Origin of the sequence: Halogeometricum limi (assembly GCF_900115785.1) — an archaeon.
In the GTDB taxonomy this organism is placed as follows: domain Archaea; phylum Halobacteriota; class Halobacteria; order Halobacteriales; family Haloferacaceae; genus Halogeometricum; species Halogeometricum limi.
In genome coordinates this window covers 1-14,015 of sequence record NZ_FOYS01000006.1, presented here as the reverse complement: position 1 = coordinate 14,015, position 14,015 = coordinate 1, and the positions used below count along the sequence as shown (strand labels likewise).

Below are 14,015 nucleotides of genomic sequence, written 5' to 3'. Positions count from 1 at the left end.
CGGTCTTACTCCGCGGTGTGAGCGAGCATCTGCGCGACTACCACGTGCCGTTCACTCGCCGTTGCGGGTCTTGATGAGGAACTTCATGTCGCCTTCGAGGACGAGCGTCCCGTCCTGCTTCGTCATCTCCACTTCGATGACGACCAGTCCGGCGTCGTCGCGACTGCTCAACTCCTTCTGTTCGGTGACGACCATCGTCTGTGAGAGGGTATCGCCGATGAACACGGGGTTGGGGAGGTTCATGTAGTTCATCCCGAGGAAGGCGAGGGCCGTTCGCTCGACGATACCCGACCGGTAGACGAACCCCGTCGACTGGACGAACGTCATCGGGCCGTGCGCGATTCGCTGGCCGTACTGGGTGTCCTCGGCGTACTCGCTGTTGGTGTGCAGTTCCGTCCAGTCGCCCGACAGCGCCGAGTGCATCATGAAGTCCGCCTCGGTGACGGTTCGCCCGACGCTCTCGAACTCTTTGCCCTCTACGAAGTCCTCGAAGTAGTGCGGTTCGTAGCTGTATGCCATACACCACCCGTCGCCATCATCTGATAAAGTACTTTACATACCTATCGTTTCTGACAAACGGTGGCTACTTCCGGCGAGGCGACGACGGGGAGACGATGAGCAACGAGAGTGACGGGAGCGACGCAGCGAGTATTCGGGAACGCGCCGAGAGCGACCCGTTCTGCGAGACGGTCGGCGTCGAACTCGTCGACGTGACCGAGGGACGGGCCGAGACGACGCTCACCGTCGGCGAGCGCCACCTGAACTTCCACGGAACGCCCCACGGCGGCGCTGTGTATACGCTCGCGGACGCCGCGTTCGCGGCGGCCTCGAACAGCCACGGCGACGCGGCGTTCGCCCTGGAGACGAACGTCTCCTACCTCGCCGCCGCCGACGCAGGAGACACCATCCGGGCCGTCGCCGAGGAGACGCACCGGGGTGGGCGGACGGCCGAGTATCAGGTCGTCGTCAGCGACGGCGACGGAGGACGAATCGCCACCTTTCGCGGACGAGTGTACAGACCGGGGTAGCGGTTCCGCCGCCGGTAGAGAACGGTCGAGCGTGGGATTTGGTGAGGCGAGACGGAGTTGGGGTGGGGGGCTAACACCGCCGGCGCAGAGAGGAACGGGACACACCGACGACGGGACCCCGGCGACGAGAGAGGGTGAGTGGTGGGGAGGGGGTTCGGGGGAGGGGAGGAGAGCGGGAGACGAGAGCTATCAACGGTGGTCGTAGACGCGTTGGACTTTGCCCACTTCCGTCCGGGCGATACTGCCCGCTTCGACCAGCGTCAGGTCGTCGGGCGTGAAGGAGAGCACGTTCGACAGGCGCGTCAGGATGCGTTCGCGCACGTCGGCGACGGAGCCGTCGAACCCCTCTTCCAACTCGACGGTGAGTTCGAGCGTGTCGAGTTCGTCTTCTCGCCGCAGGTCGATACGGTAGTACGGCGCGACGTCGTCGAACTCCAAGACGACGGACTCTATCTCGCTGGGGTAGAGATTGACGCCGCGAACGATGAGCAGGTCGTCGGTCCGACCGGTGACGTTGTCCATCCTGACGGCGGTGCGACCGCAGTCGCACGTCTCGTAGTTCAGCGTCGTCAGGTCCCCCGTCCGGTACCGGAGGACCGGAACGGCCTGTTTCGAGAGCGTCGTCAGGACGAGTTCGCCCTCCTCGCCCTCCTCGACGGGGTCGCCCGTCGCTGGGTCGACGACTTCGGGGTAGAAGCGGTCCTCCCAGACGTGGAGGCCGTCCTGTTCGAGACACTCGATGGAGACGCCAGGGCCGACGATTTCGGAGAGGCCGTAGAGGTCGATGCCGGTCACCCCCAATCGTTCTTCTATCTCCTCGCGCATCGGTTCGGTGCAGGGTTCTGCGCCGAAGAGGACGGCCCGGACCGGCAGTTCTCGAACGTCGACCCCCATCTCCGCGGCCGTTTCGGCCAGGTAGAGCGCGTACGACGGAGTGCAGGCGATGGCGTCGGACTGCAGGTCCGCGAGCATCTCGACCTGTCGTTGCGTTCCGCCGCCGCCGGTGGGGATGACCGTCGCACCGATCTCCTCGATACCCTGATGGAGACCGAGGCCGCCGGTGAAGAGGCCGTAGCCGTAGGCGTTCTGCACCACGTCCTCGGAACCGATTCCCGCGGCGACGAGACAGCGCGCGACGGCGTCCGTCCACACGTCCAGGTCCGCCTGCGTGTAGCCGACTATCTTCGGTTTCCCCGTCGTCCCCGAGGAGGCGTGGATGCGCACCACGTCGTCCATCTCGACGGCGAACAAGCCGGTCGGGTACTCGTCGCGGAAGTCCTCTTTCGTCGTGAACGGGAGCTTTCGAACGTCGTCGACGTCTTCGACGTCCGCCGGAGAGACGCCCGCGTCGTCGAGGGCGTCTCGGTAGAACGGGACGTTCTCGTAGGCGTTCCGAACCGTCTCTCGTAGTCGCTCGGTCTGTATCTCCCGCAGGTCCTCGCGGGATGCGGTCTCGACGCTCCGATGTACCATACAGAAATCCGATGATTGAACGTGATAAAAGTGATGCGGTCGACCGAACGCGGTTACCCGGACGCGGGCGTCGGTTCGGACGGCGGAGGAGTCGGGCGAACGGTTATCACTCCCGCGCGCGGCGTCCACGCATGAAGGTAGCCGTACTCGGTGCGGGGACGATGGGTCACGGAATCGCGCAGGTGGCCGCGATGGCCGGACACGAGGTGACCGTCCGCGACGTCGAAGGGGAGTACGTCCGCGGCGGACTCGACGCCATCGAGGAGAACCTTCGCGGCGGCGTCGAACGCGGGAAGGTCGATTCGGAAACGATGGCGGAGACGCTCGGTCGCCTCGCCGGAACGACGTCGCTCGAAACCGCGGTAACCGACGCGGCGTTGGTCGTCGAAGCGGTACCGGAGGAGATGCGCCTCAAACGGGAGACGATGCGGGAGGTGGAGCGTCTCGTCGACGCGGAGACGCTCCTCGCGACGAACACGTCGTCGCTGTCGGTGACGGAGATTCTGAGTGCCCTCGACCGACCGGAACGCGGCGTCGGCCTGCACTTTTTCAACCCCGTCCACCTCATGTCGCTGGTCGAAGTCGTCGTCGCCGAACAGACGGACGGAGAGACGCTGGCGTTCGCCCGCGAGTTCGTCGACGAGGTGGGAAAGACGGCAATCGAAGTGAGAGACTCGCCGGGGTTCGCGTCCTCCCGACTCGGTATCACGCTCGGGTGCGAGGCGATGCGGATGGTAGAGGAGGGCGTCGCCTCCGCGACGGACGTCGACGCGGCGATGGAACTCGGCTACAACTATCCGATGGGTCCCCTCGAACTCGGCGACGTGGTGGGGTTGGACGTCCGACTCGACGTGTTGGAGTACCTCCGCGAGGAGTTGGGCGAACGGTTCCGGCCGCCGCAGGTTCTGAAGCGGAAAGTTCGGGCGGGAAAGCTGGGTGCGAAGACGGACGAGGGCTTCTACCGATGGGAAGACGGCGAGAAAGTCGGCGTCAGCGACGAGGCGGCGAGTCGGTGAATCGGCCCGTCGCAGGGGTGGGACCACATATATAAAACACCGATATAGACGGGTGAACGTATATCCTCGAAGGCACCCAGTTGTAGAACGAACGAGACGGCGGCGTGCCTCCGAGATAGCCCGACGCCGTGGACTCGGACCGACGGCACGCGGGCGTTCCGCCGTTCGTCGTCGGCCGTGCCCGCCCCGCGGCCCGCCGCGAGGCGGCGGCGAAGAGCGACTGCACCGCCACTATTCGTGACGCGACTATGCGTGTAATAGCGGCGCATCCGCCGGAAGACGTCGGTCGTGGCGACAGAGCAAAGTAGTCTCCCATGGAGGGAAGACGTGCATGATTAAACTGGTCAATCTCGTCTCTCGGAGAGAGGGGTACACCCACGAGGAGTTCGTCGAACGGTGGTTGGGCGAGCACACGGACATCGCAAAGGAGATGCCGGGGTTGAAGAAGTACACGACGAGCGTTCCGACGGACCCAGAGCGCTCCGAGTACGACGGCATCGTCGAACTCTACTTCGAGGACATGGCGGCGTTGTCGGCGGCGTTCGAGTCCGAGGCGGGCGAACGGACGAACGCCGACGCCGCGGAGTTCATCGACATGGAGGCGGGGCCGACGATGTACGTCGAGGAGACGGTACAGGTCGACGAGACGTAAGATGGACACGAGCGAACGACTCGTCGAGTCGCTGGAGAACCTCGGCGTCGAACGCGTCTTCGGCTACCCCGGCGGCCGCGTCATCGAACTGTTCGACCACTTCCCCGACTCGTCCATCGACGTGGTTCGCCCGCGCGACGAACGCGAGGCGAGCGTGATGGCCGAGATGCACGGCCGACTCACCGGCGACCCGGGCGTCCTCGTCGGACAGGGGCCGTGGATAGGCAGCCTCGGGACCATCGGACAGATGGAGGCGCGCCTCGCCTCGTCGCCGATGGTGGTCGTCACCGAGGCGTCCGAGCGCGGCGATTACTCCACCATCGCGCCGTACCAGCAGTCGCGCGGCGACTACGGTGGTCTCGAACTGCCGAAGATTCTCGACGCAGTGACGAAGGAACACTGGTTCCCGCGGACGCCGACGGAGACTGTGCGGAGTCTCCAGTTGGCGTTCAAGCACGCCGTCGCCGGGCGACCCGGGCCGACCGCCGTCGTCCTCGACGGCAACGCCGTCACCGCGGAGATGCCCGAGGACCCCATCCCGCCCGTCTGGGACGACGTGGCACAGACGCGGACGTGGACGGCGGCGCCGACGGCGCGCGACGTGGCGACGGCCGTCGAAGCGCTCGAATCGGCCGAACGGCCGGTGGTCATCGCCGGGAACGGGGTGCACGCCGCACGAGCGTACGACGAACTCGAAGCCGTCGCCGACCGCTACGACGCCGTCGTCGTCACCTCCTACCTCGGGAAGTCGACGTTCCCCGAGACGCATCGCCTCGCCGGTGGGGTCATCGGCTCGTTCGGCCACGAGGGGGCGAATCAGGTCGTCAGCGAAGCCGACGTGCTCCTCGTTGTCGGGTGTCGAATGAACCCGATGGACACGAACTGGCAGGCGCCCGAGTTCGTCCGCCCCGAGGAGCAGACGATAATCCACGCCGACATCGACGCGCGAAACGCCGGGTGGGTCTACCCGGCGGACGTGGGACTCGTCGGCGACGCCGCGGAGTCGCTGCGCGAACTCGCCGCCGCTGGCGAAGCCTCCAACGACTGGGCCGAGACGCGGGCCGCGGAAGCGAGAGCGTCGTTCCACGCGCCCGAGTGCGACTCGGAGGCGACGCCCGTCCTCCCGCAACGCGCCGCGAAGGAGATTTCGCGCGTCGTCGACGAGGACACCATCGTCACGGCTGACTCGGGAAACAACCGCTTTTGGCTCCTGAACTACCTCCAGACGCCCGCCGTTCGGACCTACTTCGGGAGCGGTGGCGTCGGCGGGATGGGGTGGGCGAACCCCGCCGCCGTCTCCGCGTCGCTGGCGACGGAGAAGGACGTCGTCGCCGTCGCGGGCGACGGCGGCTTTACGATGACGATGACGAGCGTCGAGACGGCCGTGGAGTACGGCGTGTCTCCGACGTTCGTCGTCCTCAACGACACCAGTCTCGGGATGGTGAGACAGATGCAACACGCCCCAGACGACATCGCGGGCGTGGAGTTTCACGACACCGACTTCGTGCGAGTAGCGGAGGCGTTCGGCGCGGAGGGCATCCGCGTGGCGTCGGGCGACGAACTGGCCGACGCCCTGCGCGACGGGAAGGCGAGTTCGACGCCGACGGTGATAGACGTGCGAATCGACCGCGACCAGGACATGGCGAAGACGCTCCAGTCGTCGTTCTACGCTTCAGTCGGCGGCCTTCACGAGTAGCGGCCACCGGTCGGGAAACACTTTTGCCCGCCGCCGCGGGACCTGTTCTGTATGTCTTCATCGACCGTGTTAGTCACGGGCGGAACGGGCTTCATCGGGTCGTACGTCGCGCAGGACCTCCTCGCGCACGGCCACAGCGTGGTCGCCTACGACCTGTCGACGGACACGCGCATCCTCGACAGACTCGGTATCGCCGACGAGGTGACCGTCCGCCGGGGCGACGTGACGGACGCGACGGACGTGGTCCGGGCGATAAAGGAGACGGGAGCGACGCACGTCGTCCACCTCGCCGCCCTCCTGACGACGACGGCGAGAGAGACGCCGCGGGGTGCCTTACGGGTGAACATCGAGGGGACGAACAACGTCTTCGAGGCGGCGCGGACGCTTTCGGAGCAGGTCGAACGCGTCGCGTGGGCGTCGTCGGCGGCGGTGTACGCGCCGCCGGCGAACTACGGCGACGACTTCGTCACCGAGTCGGACCTCGTCTACCCCGACACGCTGTACGGCGCGACGAAAGAGTACAACGAACACCAGGCTCGCGTCTACCACGAGGACTTCGGCGTCTCGCACGTCGGCCTCAGACCGACGGTCGCGTACGGCCCGTACCGCGAGACGGGCGGGTCGGCGTTCCTCGCGAACATCGTCGAGAAACCGGCGCTCGGCGAGTCGTTCAGCGTCGACTACGGCGACCAGGTCATCGACTGGCAACACGTCCGCGACATCGCGCAGGCGTTCCGACTGGCGGCGTTCGCCCCCGAGGAGGACCTCACACAGCGAGTCTACAACGTTCGCGGCGAGCTCGCGACGATTCGCGAGGCCGCAGACGTCGTGAGACGGATCCTTCCCGAGGCCGACCTGACAGTCACCGACGAAGGCGAACTGCCGTGGACGCAGCGACTCGACATGGCGAAGTCGCAGTCCGACCTCGGCTACGAACCGGAGTACGACCTCGAAGCGGGTTTTCGCGACTACATCGGCGTCCTCCGCGAGGAGAACGGGCTGGACCCGGTCTGACCCGCCGAATTCAGCCTTCGTCTCGCGTGAGACGGAGGATGTCGCGGATGTCCGATCCCGAGAGGAGGTCCACCAGGTCGGCCCCGGCGGCGTAGCGGGCGCGTTCGTCCGCCGTCAGGTACCGGTCGAGGTCACGGCCCGCGAGAGCGGTCTCTAAGCGGTCGTCGAGTTCGTCGAGGTCGTAGCCGGGTATCGACATACCGAGTAGTACGGTACCACGACACAAATACCGCCGCATCCGTCGGAAGGGGGACGGGTCGAACGAGGAGACGTTACTGCGTCTGCGAGTACTTCTCGACCCACTCGGGGAGACTGATACCCATGGCGGACTGCGTGATGGCGTTCGATGAGGCGGAGTTCGCACTCTTGACGAGTTCCGCTTCGAGCGTTCGAGTCGGAATCTCGCCGATGAAGTGCGGGATGGCGCGTTGGACGGCGAGGGAACAGCCCACTTCGTGCGCGAGGGCGTATCCGGACAGCGAGTGCGGCACCTCCTGCGTGGCGTACTCCGGGTCGGGGTCCGAGAGGAGTTCGTCGTCCACGAAGTCGACGTACTCGTAGCACTTGCCGACGTCGTGGAGGAGACACGCCGCGCGAATCACGTCGAAATCCGGGTCCGCGCCGTGGAAGTCGCGTTGTTCCTCGGCGCTTCTGACGGCGATTCGAGTGACGCCGCGGACGTGTTCGACGTTCGTCACCTCGTGGATGTTCCACGCGTAGGGGATGTCCTCGATGTCGCGCCATCCGCCGCGTTCGAGGCCGAGACACCACGCCTCGGTCACTCGTTTTCGGAGTTCTGCGTCGTCGACGTCGCCCAACTCGGGGAACGCCGCTTCGACCTGTGCGCGGTAGTCGGGGGCGTTCGCGTCTCCGTCGCTCATTCGTCCGCCGTCTCCTCGCCCGTCACGTCTTTCTGGACCGTCTCCCGTCCGACGAACCGCGGCCGGTCCGCGATGGAGAGGAAGTTGTCCACGTCCTCTCTCGGGGCGGCCGCCTTCGGGTGGTCCGGGTCGTAGTCGCGGGAGGACTCGTGGCCGAGTCCCGCGCGGAGTGCGTCGAGGCTCTCGAAGTACAGTTCCGCGACGCCGTCGAACTCGGCGTTCTCGGGGTCCGTCGGGACGACGCGCGCGTAGCGGACGACGCCCGGAATCTCTCTCGCGAGTGGGACGTGTTCGTTCGCCCAGTGGTCGAGAAACTCCTCGTGTGTCATCCCCGCTTTGCGGACGAGGAACGCGGAGTGTTTGTACAGACCCGTCGTGTCGCCGCCCGTCTCGTCTTTCTCGACGAACTCCTCGCCGATGAGTCGCGGGCGGTCCGCGATGGAGAGGAAGTTGTCAACGTCCGCTCTGGCCTCCTTCGCTCTCCCGCGGGCGGGGTCGTAGTCGCGCGAGCCTTCGCTCCCGAGGGCGTCGTGGAGTTCGTCGAGACTGTCGAAGTAGAGTTCGGCGATGCCGTCGAACTCCGACGCGTCGGCGTCCACCGGAAGGACAGTCTGGTAGCGGACGACCCCTTCGATGTCGCGGGCGATGGGCGTGTGGTTCGTCTGCCAGTAGTCGACGAACTCCTCGTGCGTCATCCCGTCCCGCCGGACGAGGAGGGCGACGTGTTTGTACATGGTATCGGCTCACGGTTCAGCACACCGCATCATAAATGGTGATGGACTGCTGGTGGCCCGCGGGACCGAAGACGGTGACTCGCCTCTCAGATAGCCCGGCGCGTCGTGAACACCAGTATCCCGGCGACGAGCAGACCGATGCCCCACCAGAAAGACGGGAACGGCAGGTACGCGAGGAGGAGCGTGACGATACCAGAGGTGATGAGCGACCAGCCGATAGTGTCTCGAAAACTCATACGATACCTCACTCGCGGGAGTCTGGTAAAGACGGCGGCCGAACGAACGGCGAGAGACGGACTGACGCCCGATAGTGGATAATTTAATGTGCAGGACGGGAGTCCGTACGGACGATGCCTCTCCGCGAACGCGACTTCATGAGTGGGACCCGTGGCACGATGGCCGTCGACTGGGAGGAGCGAATCGACGTGAAACGGATGCGCGAGGAGCGAAAAGAGAGAGCGCTCGAACGGATGCGCGACGCGGGACTGGGGAGTATGCTCCTCGTCGACGACCCGAACATCCGCTACGTGACCGGACTGGCGATGACGGGTGGGTCGGGCGCCGACCACTACTCGCTGCTGTTGGAGGACGGTGCCGTCGTCCACTGGGACACGGCTGACCACGCCTCGAACGAGCGATACAACTGCCCGTGGTTGAACGATATCCGGTACGCCTGCCCCGGACTGGGCAACGTCCCGCGGGCGTCCGGGAGCGACTCGGCCCGGTCGTTCCTCCTCGACAAGATGGCACAGACCGTGGTGGACGCCCTCGAAGAGTACGGCCTGTCGAACGAACCGATGGGACTGGACACCGGAAACGGCGGACTCGTCTCGGCGTTCGAGTCGAAGGGCGTCGACGTCCGAACCGACGACTGTACCGCGGTGATGGAGGACGCGCGGAAGACGAAGACCAGAGACGAAATCGAGTGTCTCCGACAGGTCGCCGCCATCTGCGAGGCGGGCTTTCAGACCATCGTGAACGAGGCGGAAGTCGGAAAGCGCGAGTCCGAGGTGTGGGGCGACGCCGTCCGCGAACTGTGGCGGCACGGCGCGATGGTGCAGGGGGGGTATCTCACCTCCGGGCCGAACACGTGGCCGAAGCATCAGGCGAACACCACCGACAGGTCGATTCGGCCCGGTGACCTCGTCTACGCCGACTTCTACAACGTCGGCTACCTCGGCTACCGGTCGTGTTACTACCGGACGTTCTCGATGGGCGAACCGACGCGAGAGCAAGAAGAGGCCTACGAGACGGCCCGCGAGAACCTCTACGCGGTGTTAGAGGAGATAGAACCGGGGAAGACGACGGCCGAGATAGCGCGGGCGTTCCCCGACATGGCAGGCGAACACGCCGACTGGTACGGCGCGGACGAGCACTGGCAGTTGACGACGAACCACTGGGCGCACGGACTCGGGTTACAACTGTACGAAGTCCCCCTCGTCTGGCGGGGTCTGTCGCCCGACCACCCCATAGAGATAGAGGAAGGGATGACGATGGCCGTCGAGACGCAGGAACCCGCGGGACGGCAGGGCGTCCGCGTCGAGGAGATGGTCGTCGTCCGGTCCGACGGCGTCGAACTGCTGAGTCAGTGGCCCGTCGAAGAGATAACCGTCATCGACTACTGACGGCCGATTCCGGAGGTGGCCGCGTCGCGACGGGGTGCCGCGGCCCCGACAGTTATGACTCGTCCGGACGTGCCTCGACGTAGAGGATATCACCGTGCAAAGCGTCAACCCATACACCGAGTCCATCGTAGAGGAGTACGACGAACACGACGAGGAGGACGTCGAGGCGGCGTTGTCACGGGCGGCGGAGACGTTCGAGGAGTGGCGAGCGACCTCGCTCACCGAACGACGCGGACTGCTCACGGACGCGGCGGACGTCCTCCGCGAGAGAGAGGAGAAGTACGCCGAGTTGATGACAGAAGAGATGGGAAAACCCATCACCGAGGCGCGGTCGGAGGTCCAAAAGTGCGCGTGGGTGTGTGACTACTACGCCGAACACGCCGCCGAACACCTGCAGGAGAAGACGGTGCAGGGGCCGGAGGACGCCGAGACGTACGTCCGATACGACCCGCTCGGACCCATTCTCGCGGTCATGCCGTGGAACTTCCCGCTCTGGCAGGTGTTCCGATTCGCGGCCCCGCATCTCACCTCGGGGAACGTCGGACTCCTGAAGCACGCCTCGAACGTGCCCGGATGCGCGAAAGCCATCGAAGAAGTGTTCCGCGACGCGGGCTACCCGGAGGGAGTCTTCCAGAGCCTCCTCGTCGGCTCCGACCTCGTCGAGGAAATCATCGAGGACGACAGGGTGCGCGCCGTCACCCTGACCGGAAGCGGCCCCGCGGGTCGGTCCGTCGCAGAACAGGCCGGCAAGAACCTGAAGAAGAGCGTCCTCGAACTCGGTGGGAGCGACCCGCACATCGTCTTGGACGACGCCCCGATAGCGGAGGCGGCCGAGACGGGTGCCAGAGCGCGGACCATCAACTCCGGGCAGTCCTGTATCGCCGCGAAGCGGTTCATCGTCCACGACGCCGTCTACGACGAGTTCGTCGACCGGTTCGTCTCCGAGATGGAGGCGTTGCAGATGGGCGACCCGAAAGACGAAGACACCGACGTGGGACCGCAGGCCCGCGAGGACCTGATGGAGGAACTGCACGAACAGGTGGAAGACTCCGTCGAGATGGGCGCAGAAGTCAGACTCGGCGGCGAACCCGAAGACGGCGAGGGCTACTTCTACCCGCCGACGGTACTGACGGACGTCCCCCGCGACTCGCCCGCGGGATGCGAGGAACTGTTCGGACCCGTCGCCTCCGTCTTCCGCGTCGAGAGCGAGGCCGAGGCCGTCGAACTCGCGAACGACTCGCAGTACGGTCTCGGGGGGAGCGTCTGGACGACGAACCTCGAACGCGGCAAGGGCGTGGCCGCGCGCGTCGAGTCCGGCGCGGTGTTCGTCAACGAACTCACGAAGTCGGACCCGCGACTCCCCTTCGGCGGCGTGAAAGACTCCGGATACGGCCGAGAACTGGGCGTCGAAGGAATCCACGAGTTCGTCAACAGAAAGACGGTGTTCGTCCAACACGGCGTCGGCGACGAGTGAGAAAGCGTCCCGCGAGACGCCCGCATTCGGCGGACGACGCCCGACTCAGATATCGGTCGGGACGATAGACCGCACCGAGAGCGTCTCCTCGCACTCGGGACAGCGTTCGACGCGCGCCGCCCCGTAGACGTCGCAGTGATACGCCGCGTCCCCACCAGCGCCCAACAACAGCCCACACGACGGACACGGTTTCGGTCCGGAGTCGGTACGACCGAAGAGGCGAGCGAGCGGCCGGGACGCGATTTGTAGCATCGTGCTACCGTGCACCACGGAGACTAATAATCCTTTAGGTCACGAACCGGTCGACAGAGAGCGACGGGTGTGAGGGTGTAGACGCGTCAGGACCGCGGCGAGACCGGAATCTCGTCGCCGCAAGCCGGGCAGTGGACGTGGTCGTTCGGGTCGTCGGACGCGCGGACGGCGAATCTCTCCAGCAGTTGCTCGCGGAGAACCGCGCCGCAACTCTCGCACTCGGTGCGGCCGAGCGAAGACGACTGCCCGTCGCTAGACATCGGCGGTCACCTCCGGAGCGACCTCACCGCGGCGACTGACGAGCGACCGGTCGGAGGCCGTGAACAGCGGGAACTGCTCCACGCCAGCGACCAACGAGAGCCGGTTCGTCTGGCGGTCCCACTCGACGAGTCCGGCCGTCTCCAAGATGGGAAGGTGGGCGTGGTGAAGCGAGAGCATCACGTCGTCCGGCGTCCCGCACTCGGACCGGTCGTTCTCGTCCGCCGCGATGCGGGCGGCGGCCGTCGCTACGTCCATCTCCTCCTCGTCGCAGAGGAGTCCGAGGAGGATACGTCGGCGATGGGAACTCAGCGCCTCGAACGCCGCGTCCCACGTCAACGACACGTCGTCGTCGGACCGAGTGTTGTACACGGACATACACGACTTCTCTGCTATCTCTCCATGAGACTGGTGCTTGACGGAACAAGCTATTCATATACTAATTCTTCTCACCGGGAGAAGACGTTCGTGCAGAAATTGGATGAAAAATGTGAAACACGAGTGCATCAAACCTGGTCTCAGTCGATTCGGTACGAGAAAACGAAGAAGAACGGACCCTCGACTCGCGGTCGGACGCGGCAGACGACGAACTACGTCCGAAACGACCGTTCGATAGAATCGATTAGAGACGGTAGTACACACCGACGAATCAGGAAAAACTCGGGAGGAAGACGGCAGTCGGTCAGGTAGGCCCAAATTTCCGTACAGAAGCGCACAGAACGGATAATAAAAGAGAAGAAAAAGAGAGATTCGAGCCGTCGAAAATAAAAGCGAGTCGAGAGACGACGAGTTTGTACAATGAGAAAAGATTCGGTCGAGAACACGTACAGCCATTACATACATACAACTGTGAGAGAAATTCAGTCCCCGATACTTTTCGGATTGAGAGAGTAGACACGACCAGTTGGACAGGTATGGTTAGCATACAGTAGTTAATTCGTGTATTTAACAGGTTGTAAACGAAGTACGATGGTGAGCGAAGCCACGGAGAGAACTCCTATCGCCGTCGTACGCTATTCTCGGTGAAACGAATCGAAAATCTGGACAGAACGACGAGACCGGCGAGGCGAAGACCCGAAGAACGGGACTGAGAAGACTAAACATGTCGTTTAGGGGTCAGAAAACACGTCCGGAAAGCTCCGAAGACGGGTCGAGACCAGACCGCTGGCGGTTCGAACAGTTCTGTGCTCTCAAGAATCGAGAACGGACGAGCGGAGACCACCAATCGAGAGCGGCGACGACAGTGGCCCTATAACCAAACCCGTTCCGAGCGTAGCGAGAAGACGCGATGAGCCATGGAGATACGGATCAGCCACGGTGTACGCAGTGTGGTTCTCCGCTAACCCGCGCGGCGACCGGGACGATGACCCTCTCTGCGACGACCCTGTGTCCAGACTGTGACCGAAGCGGGTAATCGCACCCGCTGATTTCGCGATTTTTTCGCTCCCGAGAACACGAACGACCGATAGTCGAATAGTGGTGACGCACGCAGGCGCCTCGGCCGACCCCGTGATGCCGATGTGAACTCGGAATCGAGTGACGGAACCGATATGTCCGTATTAAGCGACGGAGTGGCACGATAACTATGTGGTACAATCGTGTAGGTATCGTATGGACGCGAACGACCGATTCGGACACGAGCGAAGGAGTCGCCAGTGAGTACCCGAGAGGAGGCGCGTTACACCCCGCAAGAAAGCGTCGGCGGCGGTCAGTCCGCGACGTGGTACGAGCGAGAGGTGCCGGGAATCGTCACCGGTCTGGTGGAGTCGGGCGGACTCTCGGACGAGGCGGCCAGCACCGCGTGGGCACTCGTCGCCGAGGGCCGAACGCGCGCCGCCCTCGAGTTCGCGCTGAAAGCAGTAGACGCCTCCTAATTCGGCGCCGAAACGCCGTAGTCAACAAATAGATTTTC

Annotated in this window: 17 protein-coding genes; 8 read left to right on the top strand and 9 right to left on the bottom strand. The window is 64.6% G+C overall.

The window, feature by feature from the left end; all coding sequences use genetic code 11:
• Positions 1–51: 51 nt before the first annotated feature.
• A complete protein-coding gene (locus BM282_RS15840) occupies positions 52–519 on the bottom strand; it encodes a MaoC/PaaZ C-terminal domain-containing protein (RefSeq protein ID WP_089882855.1) in 468 nt (155 codons plus the stop codon).
• Between the two features lie 95 nt (positions 520–614).
• Here BM282_RS15840 and BM282_RS15835 point away from each other — a divergent pair, with 95 nt between their 5' ends.
• Complete coding sequence (locus tag BM282_RS15835) at positions 615–1,028, top strand: PaaI family thioesterase (protein WP_089882854.1); 414 nt, start codon at positions 615–617, stop codon at positions 1,026–1,028.
• Positions 1,029–1,217: 189 nt separating this feature from the next.
• Here the strand turns inward: BM282_RS15835 and paaK are convergent, their stop codons facing one another.
• Complete coding sequence (gene paaK, locus BM282_RS15830; RefSeq protein ID WP_089882852.1) at positions 1,218–2,501, bottom strand: phenylacetate--CoA ligase PaaK; 1,284 nt, start codon at positions 2,499–2,501, stop codon at positions 1,218–1,220.
• Positions 2,502–2,632: 131 nt separating this feature from the next.
• Between paaK and BM282_RS15825 the strand changes: the two genes are divergently transcribed.
• From BM282_RS15825 to BM282_RS15810, 4 genes are all read left to right on the top strand, one after another.
• Entirely contained in the window at positions 2,633–3,517 is an 885-nt protein-coding gene (locus tag BM282_RS15825) for a 3-hydroxyacyl-CoA dehydrogenase family protein (protein WP_089882851.1), read from the top strand.
• A gap of 331 nt (positions 3,518–3,848) precedes the next feature.
• Positions 3,849–4,169, top strand: coding sequence for an EthD family reductase (locus tag BM282_RS15820; RefSeq protein ID WP_089882849.1), 321 nt, complete (start codon positions 3,849–3,851; stop codon positions 4,167–4,169).
• 1 nt (position 4,170) lies between these two features.
• Entirely contained in the window at positions 4,171–5,865 is a 1,695-nt protein-coding gene (locus BM282_RS15815; RefSeq protein ID WP_089882847.1) for a thiamine pyrophosphate-binding protein, read from the top strand.
• A 51-nt stretch (positions 5,866–5,916) separates the two neighbouring features.
• Positions 5,917–6,879: an NAD-dependent epimerase/dehydratase family protein gene (locus BM282_RS15810; RefSeq protein WP_089882846.1), complete on the top strand. Its 963-nt coding sequence runs from the start codon at positions 5,917–5,919 to the stop codon at positions 6,877–6,879.
• A 10-nt stretch (positions 6,880–6,889) separates the two neighbouring features.
• Here the strand turns inward: BM282_RS15810 and BM282_RS15805 are convergent, their stop codons facing one another.
• From BM282_RS15805 to BM282_RS18665, 4 genes are all read right to left on the bottom strand, one after another.
• Entirely contained in the window at positions 6,890–7,078 is a 189-nt protein-coding gene (locus BM282_RS15805) for a hypothetical protein (protein WP_089882842.1), read from the bottom strand.
• A 73-nt stretch (positions 7,079–7,151) separates the two neighbouring features.
• Positions 7,152–7,760 carry an HD domain-containing protein gene (locus BM282_RS15800; protein WP_089882840.1) on the bottom strand — a complete coding sequence of 203 codons (609 nt, stop codon included), beginning with the start codon at positions 7,758–7,760 and terminating at the stop codon, positions 7,152–7,154.
• Positions 7,757–8,494, bottom strand: a complete 738-nt coding sequence (locus tag BM282_RS15795; RefSeq protein ID WP_089882839.1) for an EthD domain-containing protein — start codon at positions 8,492–8,494, stop codon at positions 7,757–7,759. Before BM282_RS15795 ends, BM282_RS15800 begins: the two co-directional genes overlap by 4 nt.
• Positions 8,495–8,580: 86 nt before the next feature.
• Positions 8,581–8,730: a hypothetical protein gene (locus BM282_RS18665; RefSeq protein WP_175501588.1), complete on the bottom strand. Its 150-nt coding sequence runs from the start codon at positions 8,728–8,730 to the stop codon at positions 8,581–8,583.
• Between the two features lie 138 nt (positions 8,731–8,868).
• On the opposite strand from BM282_RS18665, the gene BM282_RS15790 reads away from it, so the two are divergent.
• Together BM282_RS15790 and BM282_RS15785 are read left to right on the top strand one after the other, a co-directional pair.
• Complete coding sequence (locus BM282_RS15790) at positions 8,869–10,119, top strand: M24 family metallopeptidase (protein ID WP_089883164.1); 1,251 nt, start codon at positions 8,869–8,871, stop codon at positions 10,117–10,119.
• A gap of 94 nt (positions 10,120–10,213) precedes the next feature.
• Complete coding sequence (locus BM282_RS15785) at positions 10,214–11,593, top strand: NAD-dependent succinate-semialdehyde dehydrogenase (protein WP_175501587.1); 1,380 nt, start codon at positions 10,214–10,216, stop codon at positions 11,591–11,593.
• Positions 11,594–11,638: 45 nt separating this feature from the next.
• Here the strand turns inward: BM282_RS15785 and BM282_RS15780 are convergent, their stop codons facing one another.
• The 3 genes from BM282_RS15780 to BM282_RS15775 all read right to left on the bottom strand — a co-directional run bounded on the left by BM282_RS15780 (position 11,639) and on the right by BM282_RS15775 (position 12,481).
• Positions 11,639–11,845, bottom strand: a complete 207-nt coding sequence (locus tag BM282_RS15780) for a hypothetical protein (protein ID WP_089882836.1) — start codon at positions 11,843–11,845, stop codon at positions 11,639–11,641.
• Between the two features lie 86 nt (positions 11,846–11,931).
• A complete protein-coding gene (locus BM282_RS18660) occupies positions 11,932–12,105 on the bottom strand; it encodes a hypothetical protein (RefSeq protein ID WP_175501586.1) in 174 nt (57 codons plus the stop codon).
• A complete protein-coding gene (locus BM282_RS15775; protein WP_089882834.1) occupies positions 12,098–12,481 on the bottom strand; it encodes a DUF7344 domain-containing protein in 384 nt (127 codons plus the stop codon). The genes BM282_RS18660 and BM282_RS15775 overlap by 8 nt, the downstream gene beginning before the upstream one ends.
• A gap of 1,277 nt (positions 12,482–13,758) precedes the next feature.
• Between BM282_RS15775 and BM282_RS15770 the strand changes: the two genes are divergently transcribed.
• Positions 13,759–13,977 (top strand): hypothetical protein, encoded by a 219-nt coding sequence (locus tag BM282_RS15770; protein WP_089882832.1) that lies wholly within the window; start codon positions 13,759–13,761, stop codon positions 13,975–13,977.
• Positions 13,978–14,015: the final 38 nt, after the last annotated feature.